Here is a 26,216-nt window from a genome sequence, read left to right as displayed (position 1 = left end):
TCTTTCAATGCTAAAATAAAAGCGTTCAGGGCACAGTTTAGAGGGGTCAAGAATGTGGAATTCTTTCTGTTTAGATTAACTACAATCTTTGCTTAAACACAACTTTTGATCTTGATCCGTTATTAGTTTTGGTAATTTATAAAACAGATATTTTAAGAATTACCTAACTGATTCAATATTTCAATAGCAGATGCAATTGCGTTCAAGGGCATCTAAGATTAAGTTCATTTGTTTAAAAAATGCTAAAGTCAATTACAAAGGGTCATTAACTCAGTTGGTTCAGAGTGTCACGTCGACAACGTGGAAGTCACTGGTTCGAATCCAGTATGACCCACATTATTAGAAAACCCGATTTATAATTGTAAATCGGGTTTTTTCGTTTAAAAATTACAGAGCATTGCTGTTATATAATTTATTGGATAATTATGTTTTGTTTTTTGAAAGTATATTTGTTAATTGAGATATGAATACTACAGAAGCAGCATTACAAGAACGTATTAAGGAGTTAACTTGTCTATATGAAGTTTCATCCATAATAGGAGATGTTAATATCGTGTTGCTTAAGGACACATTAAGAGCTGTAGCTTTTAGTTTAAAAAAAGCATTTCAACAATCTGAAGACACCCAAATTATAATACAAACAGAGCATAACAAAGTTGTAACTGAAAAAAGACAAGGAAAGTCTGTTTTTATTACTTCTGAAATTAAACTTTTTAATGAGGTTAAAGGTGAAATTAGTGCGCATTTAAATGGTGTAAATTATAGCGAGAACGATTTTTTAAATGAAGAGAAGTTGCTCTTAGATAATGTCGCTCTCATGGTTGGAAACATGTTAGAGCGTATTGAGATTCAGAAAAACCAAGCGTCTTTAAAACGGCAAATGGAACGTGCAGATCGTCTTGGGATTTTAGGTGAAATTACTGCCGGAATAGCGCATGAACTTAATACTCCTTTAGCAAATATTTTAGGCTTTGCAGAATTACTTAAGGATGATTTAGCAGATAATAAAAGTGCAACATCAGATTTAGATAAAATTATTCAAAATGCAGTTTTTTCGAGAGAAGTAGTAAAGAAGCTTATGTTTTTTGCTTGCGAAATGCCGCAAGAAATGAAACGTGTTAACATTGTGCCCAATATTAAAAATGCTATAAACTTATTAGATGCAACTTTTAGAAAAGAGCATGTAAAGTATCTTGTAAAAATTGAAGAAGAAGAATTATGGTTAAAGGCAGATCCTATTCAGCTCACACAGATTATTTTCAATTTATTAATTAATGCCATTTACTTTTCTCCAAAAGATGGATTGGTAACCATTGAGGCTGAAAAAACAGAAAAGGATATCATTTTGAAAATTTTTGACGAAGGAAAAGGATTTAACCCAGAAGATTTGGATAAAGTGTTTCAGCCGTTTTTTTCAACCAAACCTACAGGAGATGGTTCTGGACTAGGGCTAAGTGTTGTACATGGCATTGTAGCGTCTCATAAAGGCACAATAACAGCTGAGAATATGCCAAATAAAGGTGCTATATTTACAATAATACTCCCAAAAGAATAAATGACACCATGCAGTTACGCAAAGAAAATATACTTATTGTAGATGATGATGTTAACATCTTAGAGTTGTTACAGCGTCATTTGCAATCGTGGAATTATCATGTTTTTAAGGCGATGTCAGTAAAAGAAGCCGTAACAATTTTGCGAGATTCACAAATAGACTTATTGATTACAGACTTAAAAATGCCTGAGTTAGATGGTTCAGAACTTATTAAGTTTGTGTCAGAGCACTACCCAAAATTGCAAAAATTAGTTGTTACAGGTTATCCTTCAGTTCAAGATTCATTAGTTGCAATTAAATCAGGAGTGGTAGATTACTTAACAAAGCCATTTACAAAGGATGAATTAAAATCTGCAATAGATAAATCTATTTCTAATAATCAAATCCGGAAACCTAACCAATCTGAAGACGATCAAGAGTCTTCTTACGGGGAAATTATAGGTAATTCAGAAAAGATAAACGATGTCATTCAGGTCATTGAGCGTGTAAAAGATAATAAAGCTACGATATTTATTAAAGGTGAAAGTGGTACGGGAAAGGAGTTGGTTGCTAGAGCAATTCATTATCAAGGTAAGTTTGCAAGAGCACCATTTATTGCTGTAAATTGTGGAGCAATACCAGAAAATCTTTTAGAAGCAGAATTGTTTGGGCATTTAAGAGGTGCATTTACAGGAGCAGAAACTAATAGAGAAGGGTTTTTTCAGGCTGCTAACGGAGGTACTATTTTTTTAGATGAAATAGGTAATGCATCACTAGCAGTTCAGTCAAGGTTGTTACGCGTATTACAAGAAAAAGAAGTTGTTAAAGTTGGGGCAACAAAAGCAGAAAAAGTAGATATACGCGTTATAGCGGCAACTAATAGCGATTTGCGTGATATGCTACAGAAGCAAACCTTTAGAGAAGATTTGTTTTATAGGTTAACTGTTGTCGAAATTGAAATAGCACCTTTGAGAGAGCGAAAAGAAGATATTCAGTTATTAGTAGATAAGTTTCTCTTTAAATATGGAGTAGAGTATAAAGATAGATTTCTTAAAATTACACCAGAAGCTTTGGAAATTCTAAAACGTTACGATTGGCCAGGAAATATTAGAGAATTAGAAAATATTATTCAGCGTGCAGTGATTATGTGTGATAAAATTATAGACGTAGCACATTTGCCTGAACATTTAAAATACACTTTAAATTTTTCTAAAGACAAATTGGAGCCGTTAAAAGTCATTGAAAAAAGATATATTGAAAAGGTCTTACGCGCTACAGATAATAATAAAACTAAGGCTGCAGAAATTCTTCAAATAGACCGAAAAACAATTCGTCAAAAACTTTCAGAATAATATTCTTTAACTGGTACTTTTTTACTCTATTGGGTAATTTTGTACCAATCTCTTTTTTGTGTTTTATAATTCAAGTCACTAACTATTCTTTGTTTACAGGCTTTTGTTGTTTTGCAGAGCCACGATTGGCTGTTTTGGCACAAGCATTGCTTCACTATACAAATAACATTAATAGTATTTATTATGAATCATTTTAATATTTGTCCGAGTTGCATGCATCGCAACGATTGTGTTTTAACAGCACAAAAGGATAAGGTTTGGTCTTGTAGTGAGTTTGATGAAATTAAATCAGAAGAGGTTTTTTTAGAAAAAGTACAACAGCCTAAGCAGGAACTAGAATTAGCTTAATATTTAATAATAAATTATGATTTTTAACGCATTAATATCAGTATTTAAAACTCGAAATCTAGTAGATAAAAAATCTGCTAAAGAAGTTTCTAGAAATAAATATATCATTGAGAAATATCATGAAAGATCGATAACTAATCGCTATTTCAAATAAAAATTTAAACATACTACAATGACAACATTAACAGCAGATTTGAAAAAAACAACCAAAAAAGCGACAAAAAAAGTACCTGTAAGAGGTATGATGGATAACGTGATGGAGCAGTTTAATAGTGCTGCAGACCAAATCAATTTACATCCAAACATTAGAAAAATATTAAGCATAACCAATAATGAAATTCTTGTGAATTTTCCAGTTAAAATGGATAATGGTGAGGTGGAAATATTTACAGGATACAGAGTACAACATAATAACGCATTAGGACCATATAAAGGAGGCTTACGTTATCATCCAACTGTAGATCTAGATGCTGCAAGAGCTTTAGCTATGTGGATGACATGGAAAACTTCTTTGGCAGGTTTGCCTTATGGAGGTGGTAAAGGAGGTATTAAATTAGATCCTTCTAAATATTCTGAAGGCGAATTAGAGCGTATTACAAGACGTTTTACGTTTGCTTTAGCAGATAATATTGGACCAGAACACGATATTCCTGCTCCAGATGTGAATACCAATAGCCAAACTATGGCATGGATAGCAGATACTTATATGAGTACGCGTCCGCCAGCAGAACGTAATGCAAACCAGCATATAGTTACAGGAAAACCAGATGGAAGTGGTGGACTTGAAGGAAGAGATAGAGCAACCGGTTACGGAGTGTACTTGACTATCAAATTCTGGGCAGAAAAAAACGATGTAAATTTAGAAGGAAAGAAATTTATCGTCCAAGGTTTTGGTAATGTTGGTTATTGGGCTGCTCTTTTTTTAGAAAGAGACGGAGCAAAATTAGTAGCAGTACAAGATGCATATGGATGTATTCAAAATCAAAAAGGTATAGCAGTTGAAGAGCTTTCTAAATATACTAAAATCAATGAAGGTAGTATTGCAGATTTTCCTGATGCAAAGCCCGTTAATAAAGATAAGTTCTTTGGTTTAGATTGTGATATTGTTATTCCTGCTGCTTTAGGAAATCAAATTACTAAAGAAAATGCATCAAAAATAAAAGGAAAACTTATTGCCGAAGGAGCAAATGGCCCAACCAATGTAGAAGGTGAAAAAATCCTTTTAGACAAAGGAATTACTATCATACCAGATATCTTATGTAACTCAGGTGGAGTTGTAGGTAGTTATTTTGAATGGTTGCAAAACCGAAATGGTGAAATTTGGCAACTAGATGAAGTTATGGCTAAACTTGACAAAAAGATGAAAGAATCTTTTAATAAAGTTTATGACTATTCTAAAAATGAAAATATAGATATGCGTACAGCAGCATTTTGTATTGCTATTGAACGTATAGAAAAAGCATATATACAAAGAGGTATTTTTCCATAAATAAATGTAAAAACATGAAGTACGGAAGTTTAATAATTGAAAAGAAAGAATACGTTTACTTAAAACGTATACTAAATGTATCGGGTTATGCCGAAGACCATGAAACTCAAAAATGTTTAATGAAACTGTCAGAAGAGCTAAAAACAGCTCAGATTGTTAGTGAAGAAGAAATGCCTAAGGATATTATTAGATTTAATAGTATCGTGACGCTAGTTTTAGAAAATGGTTTGGAAAAAAAGTTACAAGTTGTAATTCCAACAGAAAGAAATATAAAACAAAATAAGATTTCTATTCTTACACCAATGGGATCTGCATTAATTGGTTATTCAAAAGAGGATACCATTTTTTGGGATTTTCCAGGAGGGAAACAACAGCTAAAAATTATTGATGTAACCCAAGAAGAAACGTTTAGTGGATTAGATATTGTAATGTAAAAATATAAGATATGACAACTTTAAATACTGAAATTTTTCATCACGATTCAGATGTTGATGTAACACATAAAATCAACACTATGGAGTTAAGTAATTGGATTAATCATTTAAAGTATATAAAAAAAGAGTTGGTTAACCTTATTAATATTTGCACCGCAGATCTAAATGAAAAATTGGAAGACTATAGTGTTGAGGAGCGTTTTCAAAAAAAGAAAGTTGAAAACGAAATCCTATTAGAAGCACTTATAAAATATTCAAATTCTAGATCTAACATTGTAGAGTGTGAGGATACACAATGCGATATGGCATACATTAATGAGCACGAAAGTTATAGGAGAAGTTACCTATATCACTTGGATAAATACAGGAGGCTTAAAGATGAGTTTTTTAATAAAGTACAAGGAAAGTTTACACTTATAAAAATTAATTAATCTTATATCATATAAGCTTTTGAACACCGTTTTATCGCATCAACTTAATCAGCAAAGAAAATTGTGTATACAAAAAGATTTAAACGAATTAAATCTATGGATTAATACTTTAGAATTTTTTAATAACGAACTGGATCATTTTAGTGTTATAGAAAAACAGCTTATTAAAAAGGCTTCTGTTTCTAGTACTATTCAAGCCATTCGAAGAAAGAATGTCTTAAATATGGCCATCTTGTGCAAGTACGAGCAAGAGTTGAAAACCGAATATCAATATGGGAAAACTGAATATGATTTAAACCGATTAAGATTCCATGAACAGAAGCGGATAAGTTATATGAAGCTCGTTGATGAGTGTAATACTTTTAAAAATAAATTCTACTTGTCTCTAAGAAAGTACAGAAGAGAATAACTTAAATTTTTACTTAAGATTACAAAAGGGTAATTCCCAATTATTTTTTTGTTGTTAATAGCAGGCCGTGAAAGAGAATTCTTTCACGGCTATTTATTTTATAATAATGTTAAAATTCGTTCTAAAGCCATTCCGCGAGACCCTTTAATCAAAACTGTAGCATTATTAAGTTGAAGCGATTCTATATGTGGTTTTAAATCTTCATAAGTTGAAAACTTAAGTGTTGATGCTTTGGTTTTGGTCTTATAAAAGTTTTTACCAATTAAATATGTGTTTTTTTCAAAATGATCTTCAATAAAATCGACTATGTTTTGATGTTCTTTTTCAGATTCAGAACCTAATTCAAACATATCTCCAAGAAAGAGAAACTTGTTTTTAACTTGTAGTTGTTTAAAATTTTTAAGCGCTGCTAACATGCTTGTAGGATTGGCATTGTAAGCGTCGAGAATAATTTTTGTATTGCCTTTTTCTATAATTTCAGAGCGGTTATTATCTGGGTGGTAACTTTCAATAGCTTTTTGTATGTTATCAGAGCTTACATTAAAATATTTTCCAATCGCAACAGCTACTGCTATGTTGCCATAATTATAATCGCCTATAAGTTGACTTTCAATTGTAATACCATCATATGTTATGGTGACATAGGGGTTTGCATTTTCAAAAGCAACAATACAATCATTATTCGTATGAGATCCAAAATGACTAACATTATTATAGTTAGCAATTTGAGTTACTTGCTTTTTGTCGTCAGTGTTTATAAAGACTTTGTTCTGATTTTGCATTAAAAAATCATACAATTCAGACTTCGCTTTAATAACTCCTTCAATGCTTCCAAAACCTTCTAGGTGTGCTTTTCCAAAATTGGTAATTAAACCATAATCAGGCTGTGCAATACCCGATAAAAAAGCAATTTCCTTTAGGTGATTGGCTCCCATTTCTACAATTCCAAAGTCTAATTCTTTTGTAAAACTTAATAAGGTTAATGGCACACCAATATGGTTGTTTAGATTTCCAACTGTAGCTTTTACTTTGTACGTCGTTTCTAAAACCGCATTAATAAGCTCTTTTGTAGTGGTTTTACCATTGCTGCCAGTTAAAGCTATAATAGGAATGTTAATTGTCTTTCTATGATATGTTGCAAGCTTTTGAAGTGTTGTTAATACATCTTCAACTAAGATGCAATCATCGCTTATTAAAGCATTTTTATCATCTATAACACAATATTTTGCTCCACCGTCAAAAGCTTTATTTACAAATTGATTGCCATCAAAATTATCCCCTTTAAGCGCAAAATACATACAGCCTTGTTGAAGTTTTCTAGTGTCTGTAGAAACCGCTGTGCAGGCTTTAAATTTTTGATATATATCGTCTATTTTCATGAGCTTAAAAATAAAAAAGTCCTGATAAATTTATCAGGACTTTTTAAAATATTATTTAACGTTTATTAGTTACGTCTTTTTCCACCTTTTTGGCTTTTAGAACCAACTCTAGATACTGCGCATCTAAAGCCAATATAATCTGTTGCCATATCTTGTGGGAAGTAACGACGTTGTGCTGGGTCAATCCAGTATGCTCTATCTCTCCAAGAACCACCTTTATAAACTCTTACTTCGTCATTAATTAAAGATGTTCTACTATTAGATTTGTCATATTCTCTAATTAATTTACCCTCAGCAGAATCTGTTTCAACTCTATGTTTTGGTGAGTTGTACATTTTGCTAGTGGTATTTTTCTTTGCTGCTCCACCTTCTGTTTCATCAAAATTCTCTCTGTAGTAACGAGAAGAACGTTTGTCACCATCTCTAAAGTTGATGTTATCACTTTTACTAAAGTTAGTTCTTAAATAAGTTTCTTCTTCATCTACAGGAACTCTTGCGATTTCACCAGGTAAATCTCTAGCTACAATTTTTCCGTTGCTTAATGTATCATAAACAATTTCATCTGCAGTTACAATTTTTACAGTACCATCTTCATTGATTGCATTCTTAGTATATACATTTCCTCTATAGTAGTTGAAATCATTGAATTCGTCATCAACAATAGGTCTGTAAACATCGGCAACCCATTCGGCAACATTACCAGCCATGTCATATAAACCATAATCGTTTGGTGAGTATGTTTTTACTTCTGCAGTAATATCTGCACCATCGTCAGACCAGCCAGCAATTCCACCATAATCACCTTTTCCTTGCTTAAAGTTAGCCATTTGATCTCCACGATTTACACGCTTTCCAGATCTTGTATATTGACCATCCCAAGGGTATTTTTTACGTCCTCTATAAACATTAAAGCTACGTAATTCACTCATACCTAAAGCGGCATATTCCCATTCTGCTTCTGTTGGTAGTCTGTATTTTACAGGGATTGCACCAGATTCTCTATTAGCATAAATATTAACAGGATTGCCATCTGCATCTGTTTGTTGTCTACGTTTTCCACCTTCTAATACCTCCGAATTACCTCCGTAAGTCTCTGTAGGAGCGTTAATATAAGTATCAACATCAAAAGTACTTTCAGCATTCAAATCGGTATATTGAGCATCTCTTTTAATGTAACCAGCTTCTTGTAAAGATAATTCAGCTACACGGTTAGATCTCCAATTAGCATATTCTACAGCTTGAATCCAACTTACACCAACAACAGGGTAATTTGCATAACCAGGATGACGTAAATAGTTTTCTGTCATCATTTCATTATAACCTAAACGATTTCTCCAAACTAATGTGTCAGGAAGTGCACCTTTGTATATAAGTGCGAAATCTGGGTTATCTGGAGGATAAACACTTTTTAAATAATCTAAATAATAAAGATAATTTAGGTTAGTAATTTCAGTTTCATCCATGTAGAATGACTGAATATGTTGTTGATTTGGAGTGTTATTCCAATCGTGCATTGGATCATCACCTACTTTACCCATTGTAAAGGTTCCGCCTTCAATGAATGCAGTTCCAGGAGGTGTTTCTTGTTCCTTAAATTGAGTGTTGTACTGAAAACCACCTTGTTTATCGTTGATTTTCCATCCTGTGGCAGTATCTACATTGCCAGAATTAGAAGAACGGTTGCAACTTACAATTGAAGCGCAAAGCGTTACTGCTATTAGAAATTTTAGGTTTGAGACATGTTTCATATCCATACGTTTAAGTAAGCTCGTTTAATTTTAGAGTCGCAATATAACAATTAAAGGTAAACTGACAACTTTTTTTCGCGTCTAATTGCAAAAAAATGTGCATTTCATCCTTTTTTTTGAGCACAACAACGGACTTTTTTCGATTTGCCGATGTATTTTGCTCTTTAATAACGAGGGAGCAAATGAATTATTGTTGTATTTTTGAAATAAAAATTGCAAAGTCATAATATAGTGCTTTAACAGGCGTTATTTTATTTGAGACTAAAAACGAAAAAGAATACATGAAAAATTGCTATATAATCGCTTTGATGTTGTTTAGTGTGCTTTGTTTTGGGCAGCAAAAACAATTTAATATAAATTGGAGTGGATATAAAGTTTTAGAAACAGCTTATAGTAAAATAGAAGTGCCTGCTTTTGATGATAATCATTTTAGTTATAATGAAAGTGATGGTTTAACCTTTTTTGCTCAATGGGAAAGTAACGGAAGTCAAATTGATGAAAACTCAATACAATTAACCAATGTTGCTTATGAATCTATTTCTGCTTCTGAATTAAAGAATTTAAGTCCAAAATTAATTCCAAATTCTCCTAAGTATAAGATATACAATACTAATGCAAGAGATAAACGTGCTCATTATTTTGAATTAAGTCCTATTATTAAGGATAGAGGAGTTTATAAAAAAATTACAGGCTTTACAATTACGTATAGCACACGTTCTGCTCGTACAGCCAACAACCTAAATGATGCCAATGGAATTGTAAACTCAGTTTTAAGTACAGGACAATGGTTTCGTTTTTATATTGAAGATTCGGGTGTCTATAGATTATCCAAAAGCTTTTTAAGTAGTTTAGGTATTAATACCAATTCAGTAGATCCAAGAACAATAAAAATTTATGGTAATGGAGGGAGAATGTTACCTTTAAGTAATTCAGAAAATTACCCTTTCGATGTTGTAGAAAATGCCGTAAAGTTCATTGGTGAAGAAGATGGAAGCTTTGATAACAATGATTACATCCTTTTTTATGGTGAAGGACCTAAAACTTATAGTGAAGAAAGTGAAACCAATTTAAATATATTTACAGATAAGACATATTATTATGTGAATATCAGTTCTGGTAATGGTAAGCGTATTCAAGAAATGCCAACTATAGATGCTTCGCCAGATATAGTAATTAATACATTTCAAGATTATCAGTACTACGAAGTTGATGAATATAACCTGGGAAAAATAGGTAGACGTTGGTTTGGAGATGATTTTGATATTGAAAATCAACGTTCCTATAAATTTGAATTTCCAAATTTAGTAACTGATATTCCTGTAGATTTTAAAATTGTTGTTGGGTCTGTTTCTGAAGTAGAAACAACAATGAAGATTTCAATAAATGGAAATCAAGTTGATAATATAGGATTAGGAACCATAAGTCCTGGATCTGTATTAGCAACTGATAAAACACACAATAACTCACATATTATTACATCTGATGAGATTACGGTTACATTTGATTATAACAACAACGGTAACCCATCGTCAAATGCATTTTTAGATTATATTAATATTGAAGCAACTAGAGACTTAATTTATGAAGGCGATCAGTTAGTTTTTAAAAATAAAGATGTTATTACCACACCTGGAATAGCTCAATATAACTTGTCTAATACTTCTGCAGTAACAGAAATATGGGATGTTACAGATCGTTTTAATGTTACCAATCTTGTAAATTCTACTAGCGAAAATACAATAACCTTTAAAGCACAATCTGGAGAACAGAAAACATATATAGCATTTTCTAATGCCAGTGTTTTACAACCTAATAAAGACAGCAGGTCAAGTGTTGCAAATCAAAATCTAAAAGGAACTATTTTTAATAATGCCCAAGGACAGTTTGAAGATATAGATTATATTATTTTATCTCCTTCTCAACTGACAACACAAGCAGAACGTTTAGCGCAAATTAATAGAGATAGGTATAATCTAAACGTAAAAGTAGTTGATTTAGAAACAATCTATAATGAATTTAGTACAGGAAGTCAGGATGTAGCTGCAATTAGGAATTTTATTAAATACGTTTATGATAATGCAAGTACACCAAGCAAACGATTAAAATATTTATGCTTGTTTGGAGAAGGGTCTTATGACTATAAGGATAGAATACGTAATAATACCAACTTAGTGCCATCATGGTACTCTAAAGCAAGTTTTAGTCTCGGTAATTCCTTTGTTTCAGATGATTTCTATGCCATGCTAGATGATAATGAGGGAGATGGGTTAACAACTTCTGATAGAATGGATATCGCTGTAGGCCGAATTTTAGCAGAAGACGTACAGCGAGCCAAAGAAATGGTAGATAAAATTAATACCTACTATCAATCTGAGTCTTATGGCAGTTGGAGGAATAATGTGTTGCTTATTTCTGATGATGTTGATGAGGGCTGGGAAAGAAATTTACAAGAGACTACAGAAAGTTTGGGGAATTCGCTAAATCAAGAAAAACCATTTTTAAATGTCGTAAAGATTCATTCTGATGCTTTTGAGCAAGAGTCAACTGCAGCAGGAGATAGATATCCTAAAGTAAATGAAGCCATAAGAGACGCTATTGAAGTTGGAGCTTTAGTAGTGAATTATTTTGGTCATGGCGGAGAAGATGGAATAGCAAAAGAACGGATTTTTGATAAGTTTGATTCACAAGAAGTTAATAATATCTGCAAATACAATTTGTTTATAACTGTAACTTGTGAATATACCAAATTTGATGATCCACATAGAGATACGGCAGGAGAGTTTACCTTTTGGAATAAAAACGGAGGTGCCATTGCTTTACTAACAACAACACGTCAAATCTCAGAATCTACTGGAAGATTTTTTAACCTAGCCTTGGACGATTATCTCTATGCGTTTGGTTCTAATGATTATCCATCTATTGGAGAAGCATTGCGATTAACTAAAACAGATAATTCTATCGTTGGGCGTTCTCAAAAACGATTGGTCTTTCTAATTGGTGATCCAGCAATGAAATTAGCCTTCGCAAAACCAGATATTAGATTAACTAAGGTTAATGATGTAGAAATTACACAGCCTATTGATACACTTAAAGCTTTAGCTTATACAAAATTAGCAGGTGAGGTTGTAGATGTAAATGGAAACGTATTACCTAATTATAAAGGAACATTAACCGCTACGGTTTATGATAAGCCAATTGAACGTCAAACCTTAGGTAATGATGGAGTAACAGACGCTGATGGTGTAATTATTATGGACTATACAACATTAGGGGAAGTCATTTTTAAAGGGCAAGCAAGTATTGTTAATGGGCAATTTGAATTCGATTTTATTGTACCAAGAGATATTGTTATTCCTGTTGGCAATGGTAAAATTAGTTTTTATGCTCAAACGGATGATCAACTTTCAGATCAAGCAGGTGCAAATTTCGATATTAAAGTTGGAGGTATTAATGAAAATGCACCAACAGATGATATCGGACCAGTGATAAATCTATTCATGAATGACGAAAATTTTGTGTCTGGAGGTATCACTAACGAATCACCAACGTTGTTGGTGAAACTTCAAGACGATAATGGAATCAATACAGCAAGCGGGATAGGTCACGATATTACAGCCATTATAGATGGAGACGAAACCAACCCAATTGTATTAAATAATTATTACCAAGCCAGTGTAGATGATTATACTAATGGAACAGTTTCTTATCCTTTTAGAGATTTAGAACCAGGAGTGCATACACTTACATTAAAAGCTTGGGATGTTTATAATAATTCTTCAACAGCAGAAATTCAGTTTAGAGTTTTTGATGAAGACGAAGAATTGATTATTGATAATGTTTTAAATTATCCAAATCCTTTTGTGAATTATACAGAGTTTTGGTTTAATCATAACAGTTCTGATCCTTTAGATATTTCTGTGCAAATTTTTACAGTCACAGGTAAATTGGTAAGAACTTTAAATGGACAAACTAGTGCCGATGAATGTTGTTCTAAAGGTTCGTCGTCATTATCTAGAAGCATTATATGGGATGGAAGAGATGATTTTGGAGATAAAATAGGAAAAGGAGTCTATGTTTATAAACTAAAAGTGAAATCTAACCGTTTAAATAAGCAAGTTGAAAAAATTCAAAAACTTGTTATACTATAGAAGTGTTTAATTTTTTTGTTTTGTAGCTGAAATTATAGCTTTTTATTTTGTAGAAGATTTTCATTATTACGGTATAAGAAAACAGAAAGCAGGAAAAAAAGAAGTTGAATTGAGAGCAAAAAGAAAAAGTTTAAATTAATTCTTAAATAATAATTTATATTTGCTAACGAATTAGTGCTGATAAGTTAGCATTAATAACTAAAATGAACATGAAGAAATACATATTATCCCTAATCGCTATCGCGACAATTAACCTAACCTTTGCTCAAGTAGAAACCACACAAATTACTCGTAACAGTTTTGATAGTAGAGTAATTACTACAGGCTTGCCTTTTATGCTTATTGCACCTGATGCAAGATCAGCCTCTTTAGGAGATATGGGTGTAGCTACCTCTGTCGATGGATTTTCACAACAATACAATCCTGCAAAATATGCATTTTCAGAAGCTAAACAAGGAGTGAGTTTAAGTTATACACCCTATTTAACCAGATTAGTAAATGATATCTCGTTAAGTTATGTAACTTATTTCAATAGAATAAACGAGTACAGTTCTTTTTCTGCAGGACTTAAATATTTTTCATTAGGTGAAATTGTGCTAACACAAGATGCTAATGATCCTGGTGTAGCAGTAAAACCAAATGAATTTGCTATAGATGCAGCATATTCGTTAAGATTAAGTGATCAATTTGCTATGGCAGTAGCTCTACGTTATATGCGTTCAGCCCTTAGAATTGATACAGTAGATCCAAATGCGAGTCCAGGGAGTACATTTGGAGCAGATATAACAGGATATTACCAAAGTGAAGAAGAGGCTTATAATGATTTTAATGGGCGTTGGAGATTAGGTTTTGCAGTACAAAACTTAGGTCCAAGATTTAAGTACGATGATGGTGGTCAAGAAGTATTTCAGCCAACTAATTTACGTCTAGGTGCTGGTTTCGATTTTATTTTCGACCAGTATAGTAAATTGGCTGTTACTGCTGAGGTTTCTAAATATTTAGTGCCAACACCTCCAATTATGGGAGATAAAACGGTATTTACAGATACAAATGATGATGGTGTTTTTAGTCCAGATGATGGAGATTTTCAAACACAAGAGCAATTAGATGCTTCAGAAGAGAATGTTATCATTGAAGGTCAAAGTACAGATGTAAGTTTCTTAAGTGGAGTTTTTCAATCGTTTGGTGATGCACCAGGAGGTTTTAGTGAAGAGTTAAGAGAATTTACATGGGCATTAGGTGCTGAATATACATATCAAGAGAACTTTGCGTTTAGAGCGGGGTATTTTAATGAAGCAGATGATAAAGGAGCACGTAAGTTTTTTGCTTTAGGAGCAGGGTTTAAATACACAACAATAAATGTAGATTTATCGTACCTATTCTCAGCCTCTAAAATTCAAAGTCCATTAGAAAACACATTGCGTTTTTCATTGACCTTTAACTTTGGATCAGGGGAATATGATGAGTATTAGAATCTATAAATAATTTAAATTTCAAAACTATTGTTAAAAAAAGCAATAGTTTTTTTGTCTAAAATAAATAGTAAATTTATGAAGGAGGTTAAAATAGAAACTACATTACAAGTATATACAGGTTTTAATGAGCTTCCTCAAGCAATTCAAAACTTAATGAATACGGCAATTGAAGCTAGAGATAACGCCTACGCACCGTATTCAAAATTTAATGTAGGTGCTGCTATTTTACTCGATAATAATGAGGTTGTCATTGGTAGTAATCAAGAAAATGCGTGTTTTCCTTCTGGTTTATGTGCAGAGCGTACAGCTATTTATTATGCAGGTGCCAAATATCCAAAGGCTAAGATTCTAAAAATGGCAATTACAGCATCTTCCCAAAATCAAGTAACAGATAAACCAATCCCTCCATGTGGTGCCTGTAGGCAATCTATCGCAGAATACGAAATCAAACAAAATCAACCCATCGAAATTTATTTTATGGGAGCAAAAGGAAAGGTGGTAAAATCTAACTCATTAGCGAATTTGTTGCCGCTTCTTTTTGAAAGTTCGGTATTATAACGTTTTCGTTGCATTAAATTCATTAATTAACTGTTTTTTTACGATATACTGTTTCATCAGTATTTTCTAAAGTGTTATTTTTGCTATTCTATTTTAAAGAACTCATCAAAAAATGCAAAAAATAACCAAAGAAGTTTACCTAAAGTGGTATGAGGACATGTTGTTCTGGCGAAAGTTTGAAGACAAACTTGCCGCAGTTTACATTCAACAAAAAGTTAGAGGATTCCTTCATTTATATAATGGACAAGAAGCTGTATTAGCAGGTGCATTACATGCTATGGATTTAACTAAGGACAAAATGATAACGGCTTACCGTAATCACGTTCAGCCAATTGGTATGGGAGTAGATCCTAAACGAGTAATGGCAGAGTTATATGGAAAAGCAACAGGTACATCTCAAGGTCTTGGTGGATCAATGCATATTTTTTCAAAAGAACACCGCTTTTACGGAGGTCACGGAATTGTAGGTGGTCAGATTCCTTTAGGAGCTGGTATTGCTTTTGGAGATAAATATCATGGTAAAGATGCTGTAACTATTTGTTGTTTTGGTGATGGAGCTGCAAGACAGGGCTCATTACATGAAACATTTAACTTAGCAATGCTTTGGAATTTACCAGTTGTATTCGTTTGTGAAAACAACGGTTATGCTATGGGAACTTCTGTAGCGCGTACAGCAAACCATACAGATATTTGGAAATTAGGTTTAGGCTACGAAATGCCTTCTGGACCAGTTGATGGGATGAATCCTATTAAAGTTGCTGAAGCTTTTGATGAAGCAATTCAACGTGCTAGAAAAGGTGGCGGACCTTCGTTCTTAGAAGTGAAAACATACCGTTATAGAGGGCATTCAATGTCAGATGCTCAGCACTACAGAACAAAAGATGAGGTTGAAGAGTATAAGAAAATTGACCCAATTACTCAGGTAAAAGATATTATCTTAGAGAAAGGATATGCTACAGAAGCAGATTTAAAAGCTATTGATAAGGATGTTAAGAAACGCGTTTCTGAATGTGAAAAATTTGCAGACGAGTCTCCTTATCCAGATAAGAGTGTGATGTACGATGCTGTTTATGAGCAAGAAGATTACCCATTTATAGATCACAAAATTAAATAAGCTATGGCAGAAGTAATAAATATGCCGCGTTTAAGCGACACCATGGAAGAAGGAACTGTTGCCTCTTGGTTAAAAAAGGTAGGTGACAAAGTTGAAGAAGGAGATATTTTAGCAGAAATCGAAACGGATAAAGCAACTATGGAGTTCGAGTCTTTTAACGAAGGAACGTTACTACATATTGGTGTTCAAGAAGGTGAAACTGCAAAAGTAGATACGCTTTTAGCTATTATTGGTGAAGAAGGCGAAGATATTTCTAGTTACTTAAATGGAAGCGCATCAGAATCATCTGAAGAAAAAACAGAAGATACTGAGAGTGCTGCTGAAGAATCTCAAGAAGCGGAATCAGCAAGTGAAGTTGAAATTCCAGAAGGTGTTACAGTGGTTACCATGCCGCGTTTAAGTGATACCATGGAAGAAGGCACAGTAGCAACATGGCTTAAAAAAGTAGGAGAAGAGGTAGAAGAAGGAGATATTCTTGCTGAAATTGAAACCGATAAAGCGACGATGGAATTTGAATCATTCCAATCAGGTAACTTATTATACGTTGGTTTAAATGAAGGAGAAACGGCTAAAGTAGATTCTTTATTAGCAATTATAGGTCCTAAAGGAACTGACATTTCAGGTCTTGCGAAAAACTTTAAAGTTGATGGTGGTGATGAAAAGAAAGAAGCTCCAAAGGCTGAAACTAAAAAAGAAACACCAAAAGCAGAGCCTAAAAAAGTAGAAGCAAAGAAAGAAACACCAAAAGTCTCAACGTCAAATACAAGCTCAGGACGAGTTTTTGTTTCTCCTTTAGCTAAAAAAATGGCAGAAGAGAAGGGAATTAACTTAAGTCAAGTTAATGGTTCTGGTGAAAATGGACGTATTGTAAAGCGTGATATCGAAAACTTTACTCCAGCAGCACAATCTGCTTCAGTTGGTAAATTTGTTCCAACAGGACAAGAAGATTTTGACGAAGTGCCAAATTCAAATATGCGTAAAGCCATTGCTAAAAACTTAGCAAAATCTAAATTTACCGCACCACATTATTATTTAAATGTGGAGTTTGACATGGAAAATGCAATAGCATTTAGAGCACAATATAACTCTATACCAGATACTAAAATTTCTTATAATGATATGATTGTTAAAGCATGTGCTTTAGCGTTAAAACAGCATCCTCAAGTTAACTCTCAGTGGTTTGATGACAGAATGCAATTAAACAATCATGTTCATATTGGTGTTGCCGTTGCTGTGCCAGATGGTTTATTAGTGCCAGTGGTTAAATTTGCAAATGAGCAAAGCTTAACACAAATTGGTGCTGCTGTTAGAGAATATGCTGGTAAAGCAAGAAACAAGAAATTGTCTTTAGAAGAGATGGAAGGTAGTACGTTTACGGTTTCTAATTTAGGAATGTTTGGTATTGATAGCTTTACATCAATTATTAATCAACCAAATTCAGCGATTTTATCTGTTGGGAATATTGTTGAAAAACCAGTAGTTAAAAACGGACAAATTGTAGTAGGTAATACTATGAAATTATGTCTAGCATGTGATCACAGAACTGTAGATGGTGCAACCGGAGCACAATTCCTTCAAACTTTAAAAGGATATATTGAAAACCCTGTGACAATGTTAGTTTAATATATTAACGTTCACAGCATCGTGAAGATTATATAAAAAACCTATTTCATTAACCTGAAATAGGTTTTTTTTTGTTGTTGTATTAACCATAATATAAGATTACTTTTGCAGCTAAATTTAACTGCTATTCAGTAGTTTACTAAAAATATAAAATGAAAAATTTAAAAGTAGTTGTGTTAATGACATTTCTTACATTATTTATGTTGGGTAATGCACAAAAGAAGAAAGTGGCTGTTGTAACATTTTATGCAGACAAAATGATAGACTTATCAGCACTTGATGCTTCTGCAGATTTAATTGCAAAAAACACCAACCTAAGTGATGACCCCAATTTTAATTTAACTGAGCCACTTAATAAATTGCATGACGCTTTTTTTAGTGAATACGCTGAAAATTTTGATTTTGAATTTATAGCAGAAGAAGATGTATGGGCTAATGAAACATATAAAACGTTTAAACCTACTTATGAAGAAGCAGGAAGCATAAATAAAGATATAGAATCAACTACAACGGTTCAAGGCTATAAGGTTATCCCTAATTACAGACAAAATGTTAAAGATTTAAAAGGCGTTGCAGAAGATTTAGGTGTAGATGCTATAATGTTTATTCATTTAGATTTTGGTTTTGTGAAAACAGGAGTTGGTAGTTTTGGTTATGTTAGCATACAAGCAAGATTTAGTATGGATTTATATTCTAAAGATAATAAGAGTATTTTTCAGTTTCATGAAGTTGCGGGTTCTTCAAAAAAAGCAGCTATGGTAAAAGGTATTCCTGTTATGAGTACAGATAAGATTCAACCAATGTGTGAAAGCGCAGTAGATAAATTAATGAAAGATTTGAATAAAAAAGTAGCGCGTTTAGCTAAAAAAGCGAACAAAAAAATGTAAATCTTTTCAATTAAAAATAATCTTTTAAATCCTATGCCATTAGTTTGGTATAGGATTTTTTTATATTTAAACACAAATAAAATTTATGATGAAAAAAGCACTTTCAATAATCTTAATAGCATTAGTTTGTTCATGTTCTTCGAGTAAAAAAACGTCAAACTCTAATGAAGTAACACCTGAAATCACAGAAAAAGCCATTAGAGCAAGTATGGAGTATTTAACTTCAGATGAATTGGAAGGGAGAGCAACAGGAACTGAAGGCATAGAAAAAGCCGCTGTTTTTATAGAAAACTATTTAAAGTCTAATGGTATTAAACCTTATTTTAAAACGTATCGCGATTCGTTTAAACTAAATGATTTAGATGGTTACAATATTGTTGGAGTTATTGAAGGAAATGACCCAAAACTTAAAAATGAATATATAATTCTAGGTGGACACTACGATCATATTGGTAAAGGAAAAGTAGTAGAAGGAGATTCAATTGCAAATGGCGCCAATGATGATGCTTCTGGTACCATAGCGGCTATGGAATTTGGGAGGTATTTTGCCCAGACTAAGAGCAATAAACGTAGCATTTTAATTACATTATATGATGCTGAGGAATTAGGTTTAAAAGGCTCTGCTCATTTAGCTAAACGTTTAAAAGATAAGGGGGTGAATGTTTATACAATGATTAATTTTGAAATGATTGGTGTACCTAGAGCTTCAACGGAACCAATGGCTTATATGAGTGGTTACGAACGCTCTAGTTTAGCTGAAACTTTAAATAAATATGCAGGTGAGGAAGTTGTTGGTTTTTTTGATAGAGCAAAAAAGATGAATTTATTTATGAGGTCAGATAACTTTCCCTTCTTTAAAGAATTAAATATACCTGCACATGCCATTTCAACTTTCGATTTTACAAATTACGATTACTACCATCATGTAGATGATGAAGCCGATAAAATGGATTATGAGCATATGGTTAACTTTATTAATAAGATGATTCCTGCATTAGAAGGCATGATGAACGCACCAACAAAAGAAGTGATATTAAAAGATGAATAAAAATATTATTATAACAGGGACAAGTCGTGGAATTGGATTTGAATTAGTTTGCCTATTGGCAAAACAAGGCCATAATGTTTTAGCATTATCGCGAAATACAAAGCCAATAAGTCAACTTCATTTTGATAATATTTCATCCTTTGCATTTGATCTATGTAATGAGGATGATTATCAAAAAGTAGCAGACTTTATTAAAAAAGAATGGAAGCATGTAGATATTTTAATTAATAATGCTGGTGCCATAATTAATAAACCTTTTGCACAAACAACATTTAAAGACTTTGAAAAAGTATACCAAACCAATGTGTTTGGTGTTTCAGAATTAACACGAACGGTACTTCCATTTATGAAGAACAATGGGCACGTAGTGACCATTAGTTCGATGGGAGGTATTCAAGGAAGTATGAAGTTTGCAGGATTATCAGCATACAGTTCTAGTAAAGGTGCTGTAATTACTTTGGTAGAGTTACTCGCTGAAGAATATAAAGAAACAGGCCCTCAATTTAATGTTTTAGCATTAGGAGCTGTTCAAACCGAAATGTTAGAAGAAGCTTTTCCTGGCTATCAAGCGCCGACATCGGCTAAAGAAATGGCAACATATATTCAAGATTTTGCCTTAACAGGAAATAAATATTATAACGGAAAAGTATTGCAGGTTTCTAATTCTACACCTTAATATATTGATGTCATAGCTAAAGCTGACTTTTAATTAAAAAAGCCAATTGTTTTATATCATTTGTGTTATTCTAACAATTGGATAATAAAATATTAAAGCTAATTTTTATATTTATAAAAATAACCAAAGAAATGAGTCTAAAATTACCAAACAAAATACGTTTCATTTTCGTTGCTTTTTTATTGTTTTTTATTTTTCAAGATGTAAATGCGCAAACATTTAATCGGGTAGAAAACACTGTTGGTTTAGGGGTGCTTCGAGAGAATAATGGAGTCGCCGTAGCCGACTATGACGGTGATAATGATTTAGATATTTTCGTGGTTGCAAAGGCAAAAGACGATCCTACTAGCCCTAAAACGTTAAGTCGCTTATTTCGAAATAATAATGACGGAACATTTACCGATGTTACAGAAATAGCTGGTTTTACTAATTTATTACTCCAAGAAGAAGGTGGTGGCGAATACTTTGGTTTAGCTGGAAATAAAAATGGTGCATTTTGGGGAGATTTTAATAATGATGGATTTCCAGATTTATTCTTAACCTACTCATTAAAAGTACAATTATGGCAAAATTTAGGTAATGGCACGTTTGTTAATATTACAGAAAGTGCTGGATTTACAACTTTTAATGAATGCTATAATACAGGAGCAACTTGGTTTGATTATAATAATGATGGCTATTTAGATATCTATATTAATGATTGGTCGGGTTGTGGCACAAACCAACTCTATAAAAATAATGGAGACAATACATTTGAAGATGTAACAGTTGAAATAGGCCTTTTTTCAGATGTAAGTAGACATAGTTATACTGCATTGCCTTTTGATTTTAATCAAGATGGTTTTATGGATTTACTAGTTTCAAACGACCTAAGTAAAGCTAATTATGTCTATATAAACAATAATGGTAATTCATTTGTAGAACAAGCAGCAGACTATGGTCTAGCTACTATGGGAGATGATATGGGAATTACAATAGGTGATCATAATAATGATGGTCATTTTGATTTATTTATAACTACAATAGATCAGAATTTTTTCCTTCGTAATAATGGTGATAATTCATTTAGCGAACAGGCCGAAGCGTATGAGATTAACGCTACAGGATGGTCTTGGGGAACACGATTTTCCGATTTCGATTTAGATGGCGATGAAGATCTGTTTATTGCTAATGGTTATGATTTCGGTAATAGAAGCGCAGAACAAAATTTTTATTTTAGAAATGCTTTTGTAGAAGGCGAAGATAAGTTTTATAATGTTTCAGCTCAATTACAATTAAACGATTTAACTATAAGTGTAGAGGCTATTGATTGGGATTATGATAATGATGGAGACATCGATTTATTTATTACTAATAGTGATAGACCATCATTTCTATACGAAAACAAAACCCTAAATTTTGATACTACAGATCCTGCTGTACATTTTTTCAAAATTCAATTAGAAGGCACAACATCAAATCGTGATGCCATAGGTACAATAGTGACCCTAACTACAGAAAACGGAAGCTTAAAACGTTATTATTCTGGTGTAGGCTTATTGAGTCAGAGCTTACAAGCGGTCCATTTTGGTCTGGGTGAAGCAACTACAATTACAGAACTAGAAATAAAATGGCCATCAGGCTTAATTGAAACTTATAACGATTTAAGTGTAGATACAACTATAAAGGCAATTGAAGGACAGGGTTATGAGGAGTTAAATATTATACCAAGCCAGAAAACTTATGGTTGTACAGACCCTTTGTCTTGTAGTTATAATCCTAATGCAACCTCAGACGATGGCTCTTGTAGTTATATTTCACCTAACACTATTGTGGGTAATTTATCATCGTCTTTTCTCTCTACAGAGGTGTATACTTATAGCATTGGAGCTGAATCAATAGCAAATTGGCAAGTTGTAGGTGGAGAGATTTTAAGTGGTCAAGGTACAGATACAATTACCGTGAAATGGCATATAGAAGAATTGGGATCTGTTACAGTAACAGAGTCTACTGAAGATTGTATTAGTTTAGCAACTTCTGTTCAGGTTAATTTGAATGCAGATAACCTTCCTGAAGATATATCTATTGCAAGATTATGGAATGAAGCTTTACTAGAGGCTATAAGACGAGATTATGCAAGGCCAACGATACATGCTAGGAATTTATTTCATTCTAGTGTTGCGATGTACGATATTTGGGCAATTTATGACGATGTTGCAAGACCTTATTTAATTGGGAATACGGTCAATGGGTTCAGTAGTACTTTAGAAGACTTTGCTCCTTCTGAAAGTATAGAGGAGTCAGAGAAAGAAGCTATTAGTTTTGCAATGTATCGTTTGTTGTCTCATCGTTTTCAAAACTCCCCAAATGTTGAAATGACTCAAGCTAGATTTGATTTGTTAATGGGCAAGTTAGGTTACGATACATCGTTTACGTCTTTGTTATACGAAAATGGAAGTGCAGCAGCTTTAGGTAATTTTGTTGGGCAGATATTAATAGATTATGGTTTGCAAGATGGAGCAAGAGAAGCTACTGGCTATGATAATGGTTATTATGAACCTGTAAATGCACCTTATGCTTTAGATGTCTTTTTTCACCCTCCTATAAACGATCCTAATAGATGGGAGCCACTAAGTTTAGAAACTTTTATTGATCAAAGTGGTAATATCGTAGAAGGTAATGTACCTCCTTTTCTAAGTCCTGAATGGGGGAATGTATTACCTTTTGCCTTAAAAGAAGAGGATAAAGTGGCATACGAAAGGGATGGGAATGTCTTTAATGTGTATCACGATCCGTCAAATCCACCTTATATAAGTACAACAGAAAACACCCCAGAAAGTGAAGCTTATAAATGGGGATTTTCAATGGTATCTGTTTGGCAATCGCATTTAGATCCTAGCGATAATGTTATGTGGGATATTTCACCAAGCGCAATAGGAAATGTAGATATTAGTACGTTTCCAACAAATTATGCCGACTATCCAAGTTTTTATAATTTTACAGAAGGTGGTTCTAATAGTAATGGACATGCTATAAATCCGTTTACAGGTAATCCTTACGAACCTAATATTGTGCCTCGTGGTGATTATACTAGAGTATTAGCAGAGTTTTGGGCAGACGGTCCAGATTCTGAAACTCCACCAGGTCATTGGTTTACACTATTAAATTATGTTAGTGATCATCAGGAATTTGAAAAACGTTTTGAGGGAGAAGGAGACATTTTACCCCCTTTAGAATGGGATGTTAAATCTTATTTTATATTAGGTGGAGGTATGCATGATGCTGCTATTTCTGGTTGGAGTATAAAAGGGTGGTATGATTATATCAGACCAATATCTGCCATACGTTATATGGCAACACAAGGGCAAAGTTCCGATCCTTCATTGTCTAACTATAGTGTTTCTGGTATCGAATTAATTGATGGTTATATCGAAGTCGTAGAGTTGGGAGATCCTTTGGCGGGTCTTACTAATGAAAATGTAGGTAAAATAAAGATGTATACTTGGAAAGGTCATGACTATATAAGTAATACAGAAACAGACCAAGCAGGTGTAGGTTGGATATTAGCAGAAGATTGGTACCCTTATCAGAGACCAACTTTTGTGACACCACCATTTGCAGGTTTTGTATCTGGACACTCTACGTATTCTAGAGCGGCAGCAGAACTAATGACTATGATAACAGGTGATGAATTTTTCCCTGGAGGTATAGCCGAATTTGTCGCAAAAAAGAATGAGTTTTTAGTATTTGAAGAAGGACCATCACAAGATGTTGTTTTACAATGGGCAACTTATAGAGATGCTTCAGACCAAACGAGCCTAAGTCGTATTTGGGGTGGAATACATCCACCAGCAGATGATATTCCCGGACGATTTATTGGTCAAGTGGTAGCTGAAGATGCATTTAGCTTTGCAATACCTTATTTTGAAGGTGAAGAATTAAGTGTTACTGAAGTTGCTTCAGAAATGGGAGTCTATCCTAATCCAACAACTAATGGTAAATTGCATATTTCAAATACAAAAACGAATGACCGCATTGAAGTGTATGATATGAGAGGACGTAAAATTGAAATACGAGATAGAGGCTATAATGAATTGACAAATACAACAACAATTACGTTAACTAATACTGAAACAGGTTTATACCTGCTGAAAGTAAATACTAGTACCACGATGATTGTCGTTAATAATTAATCATTATAGTTTTTAAAATCAATTTTGATTGCTGTTGTGGTTTGACCTTCAATCGTAATGTGTTGCTTTTTTATAAGAGCCTTTAAAGTATCTCTTTTTATAGCGTTATGTTGTTTCACGGTATAACCAAAATTGATGTTTGTAGTAGAATCATTAATTACTTCTACAGATCCAATTTGATATAAATCATCTACTATAGGATAATCGTCATGGTCTAAACTATCTAAAATGATATTTGAAATCAGAATAGTGCTTGATTTTCTAGAGGTTTCAAAAGCTGCATTTTTTTTAGATAAGTAAATTAGATCGTATGTTTCTTGTAGTTTTTCTTCAACAATATGTAACTCATTAAAGTAAGGTTTTTCTATAGTTAATGTGTTGGCGTCATCGAGTTCTAGACATTCCATTTCAGAATGCTCAATAGATCTTTCATTGCTATTATTGCAACTACACAAGATTAAAACCAAAAGCGTCAAATAGCGTTTCATTCTACAATAAATTTAAGTTTCACAATTTTACCATCAGCATAGGTTTTGCTCAGAATCTTCATTTGTTTTAAACTTTGCGTTGGTGTTGTGAGTTTAGTAATGAATTCATGTTTTGTGTATAATTCGATACCTATATTATTGGGGAAAATTTGATAAATTAAAGCATCATTAGAAAAGATCTTTTCGAGATTTGCTTTATGTGCTTTCCAGTCAATAAGGTTTTTGCTAGAATAATAATCGAGCATTAAAGCATAATCATCTGTATTTAATTTGACTTTGCCATTGTCTATGTTTTTTATCGATTTAACAATGGTATCCGTTTTATGATAAGGAGATTGTACTACAAACGTTATATAGTCTGCATCTGTCGTATACGTAAAACAACCGTTGTCATCAGATTTTATATAGGTTGGAGTTTCATCAATATTTAGAATTTTTATATCTAAACGAATTGAATCTATAGGTTGCCCTTTAATGTCATCGATAAAACAAATGGTATAGGTATGACTTCTATTGGTGAACCAAAAGGCTATTAAAATTGTTAGTAGTACAATCGGTAAGAGATAAAATTGTAAGGCTTTAGATTTTTGTTTAGAGACTTTGCTGTTCGCAGTTTTAAAATCAGACCAGTTTTTAAATCCAACATAAGTGCTGAGTAAATTAAGCATATCTACCCTTGGTAATTTATCAGCATCGTTTTTAAAATAGGTATAAAACCATTTTTCACTGACTCGTGCTTTTACACGTTCAAATAAGTCTTCTTGAAACACTACAATGTCATTTCCACTCCAGTCTTTTACAGACTTAGAAGCATTATGCCGTTTCAGAAAGGTTTTTACAACCAATTCCTTAAGGTGAACGAATAATTCTAAGTCGTTAGAAATCAATAGTTAGTTTGCTTTA

Annotated in this window: 19 protein-coding genes and 1 tRNA gene; 16 read left to right on the top strand and 4 right to left on the bottom strand. The window is 32.9% G+C overall.

The annotated features are described in order from the left end of the window. Window positions 1-259 precede the first annotated feature (259 nt). The 7 genes from VDP25_RS13395 (at window position 260) to VDP25_RS13365 (ending at window position 5,588) form a co-directional block, all read left to right on the top strand. Window positions 260-334 (top strand) — tRNA-Val (locus VDP25_RS13395). 129 nt (window positions 335-463) lie between these two features. Beyond that, complete coding sequence (locus tag VDP25_RS13390) at window positions 464-1,555, top strand: sensor histidine kinase (RefSeq protein WP_334470592.1); 1,092 nt, start codon at window positions 464-466, stop codon at window positions 1,553-1,555. Between the two features lie 8 nt (window positions 1,556-1,563). Beyond that, a complete protein-coding gene (locus tag VDP25_RS13385; RefSeq protein WP_334470590.1) occupies window positions 1,564-2,886 on the top strand; it encodes a sigma-54-dependent transcriptional regulator in 1,323 nt (440 codons plus the stop codon). A gap of 183 nt (window positions 2,887-3,069) precedes the next feature. Next, window positions 3,070-3,234, top strand: a complete 165-nt coding sequence (locus VDP25_RS13380; RefSeq protein WP_215927549.1) for a hypothetical protein — start codon at window positions 3,070-3,072, stop codon at window positions 3,232-3,234. 172 nt (window positions 3,235-3,406) lie between these two features. Further along, the gene (locus VDP25_RS13375; RefSeq protein WP_334470587.1) at window positions 3,407-4,723 is read left to right on the top strand and encodes a Glu/Leu/Phe/Val family dehydrogenase; all 1,317 of its coding nucleotides are present in this window, start codon (window positions 3,407-3,409) and stop codon (window positions 4,721-4,723) included. Window positions 4,724-4,737: 14 nt separating this feature from the next. Beyond that, window positions 4,738-5,157: a GreA/GreB family elongation factor gene (locus VDP25_RS13370; protein WP_334470585.1), complete on the top strand. Its 420-nt coding sequence runs from the start codon at window positions 4,738-4,740 to the stop codon at window positions 5,155-5,157. Between the two features lie 11 nt (window positions 5,158-5,168). Further along, window positions 5,169-5,588, top strand: coding sequence for a hypothetical protein (locus VDP25_RS13365; protein WP_215927555.1), 420 nt, complete (start codon window positions 5,169-5,171; stop codon window positions 5,586-5,588). 507 nt (window positions 5,589-6,095) lie between these two features. Here the strand turns inward: VDP25_RS13365 and VDP25_RS13360 are convergent. Both VDP25_RS13360 and gldJ read right to left on the bottom strand, forming a co-directional pair. Continuing rightward, entirely contained in the window at window positions 6,096-7,376 is a 1,281-nt protein-coding gene (locus tag VDP25_RS13360) for a UDP-N-acetylmuramoyl-tripeptide--D-alanyl-D-alanine ligase (RefSeq protein ID WP_334470583.1), read from the bottom strand. A 65-nt stretch (window positions 7,377-7,441) separates the two neighbouring features. Continuing rightward, entirely contained in the window at window positions 7,442-9,130 is a 1,689-nt protein-coding gene (gene gldJ, locus VDP25_RS13355; protein ID WP_334470581.1) for a gliding motility lipoprotein GldJ, read from the bottom strand. Window positions 9,131-9,405: 275 nt separating this feature from the next. Between gldJ and porU the strand changes: the two genes are divergently transcribed. From porU to VDP25_RS13310, 9 genes are all read left to right on the top strand, one after another. Beyond that, window positions 9,406-13,272, top strand: a complete 3,867-nt coding sequence (gene porU / locus VDP25_RS13350; RefSeq protein WP_334470579.1) for a type IX secretion system sortase PorU — start codon at window positions 9,406-9,408, stop codon at window positions 13,270-13,272. A 209-nt stretch (window positions 13,273-13,481) separates the two neighbouring features. After that, a complete protein-coding gene (gene porV, locus VDP25_RS13345; protein ID WP_334470577.1) occupies window positions 13,482-14,744 on the top strand; it encodes a type IX secretion system outer membrane channel protein PorV in 1,263 nt (420 codons plus the stop codon). Between the two features lie 78 nt (window positions 14,745-14,822). Further along, the gene (cdd, locus tag VDP25_RS13340; RefSeq protein ID WP_334470575.1) at window positions 14,823-15,305 is read left to right on the top strand and encodes a cytidine deaminase; all 483 of its coding nucleotides are present in this window, start codon (window positions 14,823-14,825) and stop codon (window positions 15,303-15,305) included. Between the two features lie 112 nt (window positions 15,306-15,417). After that, on the top strand, window positions 15,418-16,419 hold the full coding sequence (gene pdhA / locus VDP25_RS13335) for a pyruvate dehydrogenase (acetyl-transferring) E1 component subunit alpha (RefSeq protein ID WP_334470573.1): 1,002 nt from the start codon (window positions 15,418-15,420) through the stop codon (window positions 16,417-16,419). 3 nt (window positions 16,420-16,422) lie between these two features. After that, entirely contained in the window at window positions 16,423-18,042 is a 1,620-nt protein-coding gene (locus VDP25_RS13330; RefSeq protein WP_334470571.1) for a pyruvate dehydrogenase complex dihydrolipoamide acetyltransferase, read from the top strand. A 152-nt stretch (window positions 18,043-18,194) separates the two neighbouring features. Next, the gene (locus tag VDP25_RS13325; RefSeq protein WP_334470568.1) at window positions 18,195-18,929 is read left to right on the top strand and encodes a hypothetical protein; all 735 of its coding nucleotides are present in this window, start codon (window positions 18,195-18,197) and stop codon (window positions 18,927-18,929) included. Between the two features lie 85 nt (window positions 18,930-19,014). Then, on the top strand, window positions 19,015-19,977 hold the full coding sequence (locus tag VDP25_RS13320) for a M28 family peptidase (RefSeq protein WP_334470566.1): 963 nt from the start codon (window positions 19,015-19,017) through the stop codon (window positions 19,975-19,977). Next, window positions 19,970-20,653 (top strand): SDR family NAD(P)-dependent oxidoreductase, encoded by a 684-nt coding sequence (locus tag VDP25_RS13315; RefSeq protein WP_334470564.1) that lies wholly within the window; start codon window positions 19,970-19,972, stop codon window positions 20,651-20,653. The genes VDP25_RS13320 and VDP25_RS13315 overlap by 8 nt, the downstream gene beginning before the upstream one ends. Window positions 20,654-20,784: 131 nt before the next feature. Then, complete coding sequence (locus VDP25_RS13310; protein WP_334470561.1) at window positions 20,785-24,825, top strand: FG-GAP-like repeat-containing protein; 4,041 nt, start codon at window positions 20,785-20,787, stop codon at window positions 24,823-24,825. Here the strand turns inward: VDP25_RS13310 and VDP25_RS13305 are convergent. Together VDP25_RS13305 and VDP25_RS13300 are read right to left on the bottom strand one after the other, a co-directional pair. Further along, window positions 24,822-25,313, bottom strand: coding sequence for a hypothetical protein (locus tag VDP25_RS13305; protein WP_334470559.1), 492 nt, complete (start codon window positions 25,311-25,313; stop codon window positions 24,822-24,824). The genes VDP25_RS13310 and VDP25_RS13305 overlap by 4 nt on opposite strands. Beyond that, complete coding sequence (locus VDP25_RS13300) at window positions 25,310-26,200, bottom strand: hypothetical protein (protein WP_334470557.1); 891 nt, start codon at window positions 26,198-26,200, stop codon at window positions 25,310-25,312. The genes VDP25_RS13305 and VDP25_RS13300 overlap by 4 nt, the downstream gene beginning before the upstream one ends. Between the last annotated feature and the right edge of the window lie 16 nt (window positions 26,201-26,216).

Origin of the sequence: Winogradskyella sp. ECml5-4 (genome assembly GCF_036903175.1) — a bacterium.
Lineage (GTDB): Bacteria > Bacteroidota > Bacteroidia > Flavobacteriales > Flavobacteriaceae > Winogradskyella > Winogradskyella damuponensis.
The sequence above is the reverse complement of the archived record's forward strand: the minus strand, read 5'-3'. Positions and strand labels throughout refer to the sequence as shown.

Bases quoted from the DNA above. Each gene is read 5' to 3' on its own strand.
- VDP25_RS13360 (WP_334470583.1), bottom strand. From the start codon at position 7,376: ATGAAAATAGACGATATATATCAAAAATTTAAAGCCTGCACAGCGGTT.
- porV (WP_334470577.1), top strand. From the start codon at position 13,482: ATGAAGAAATACATATTATCCCTAATCGCTATCGCGACAATTAACCTA.
- VDP25_RS13310 (WP_334470561.1), top strand. From the start codon at position 20,785: ATGAGTCTAAAATTACCAAACAAAATACGTTTCATTTTCGTTGCTTTT.
- porU (WP_334470579.1), top strand. From the start codon at position 9,406: ATGAAAAATTGCTATATAATCGCTTTGATGTTGTTTAGTGTGCTTTGT.
- VDP25_RS13365 (WP_215927555.1), top strand. From the start codon at position 5,169: ATGACAACTTTAAATACTGAAATTTTTCATCACGATTCAGATGTTGAT.
- VDP25_RS13320 (WP_334470566.1), top strand. From the start codon at position 19,015: ATGATGAAAAAAGCACTTTCAATAATCTTAATAGCATTAGTTTGTTCA.
- VDP25_RS13370 (WP_334470585.1), top strand. From the start codon at position 4,738: ATGAAGTACGGAAGTTTAATAATTGAAAAGAAAGAATACGTTTACTTA.
- VDP25_RS13385 (WP_334470590.1), top strand. From the start codon at position 1,564: ATGCAGTTACGCAAAGAAAATATACTTATTGTAGATGATGATGTTAAC.
- VDP25_RS13305 (WP_334470559.1), bottom strand. From the start codon at position 25,313: ATGAAACGCTATTTGACGCTTTTGGTTTTAATCTTGTGTAGTTGCAAT.
- VDP25_RS13325 (WP_334470568.1), top strand. From the start codon at position 18,195: ATGAAAAATTTAAAAGTAGTTGTGTTAATGACATTTCTTACATTATTT.
- VDP25_RS13380 (WP_215927549.1), top strand. From the start codon at position 3,070: ATGAATCATTTTAATATTTGTCCGAGTTGCATGCATCGCAACGATTGT.
- VDP25_RS13315 (WP_334470564.1), top strand. From the start codon at position 19,970: ATGAATAAAAATATTATTATAACAGGGACAAGTCGTGGAATTGGATTT.
- gldJ (WP_334470581.1), bottom strand. From the start codon at position 9,130: ATGGATATGAAACATGTCTCAAACCTAAAATTTCTAATAGCAGTAACG.
- pdhA (WP_334470573.1), top strand. From the start codon at position 15,418: ATGCAAAAAATAACCAAAGAAGTTTACCTAAAGTGGTATGAGGACATG.
- VDP25_RS13390 (WP_334470592.1), top strand. From the start codon at position 464: ATGAATACTACAGAAGCAGCATTACAAGAACGTATTAAGGAGTTAACT.
- VDP25_RS13375 (WP_334470587.1), top strand. From the start codon at position 3,407: ATGACAACATTAACAGCAGATTTGAAAAAAACAACCAAAAAAGCGACA.
- cdd (WP_334470575.1), top strand. From the start codon at position 14,823: ATGAAGGAGGTTAAAATAGAAACTACATTACAAGTATATACAGGTTTT.
- VDP25_RS13330 (WP_334470571.1), top strand. From the start codon at position 16,423: ATGGCAGAAGTAATAAATATGCCGCGTTTAAGCGACACCATGGAAGAA.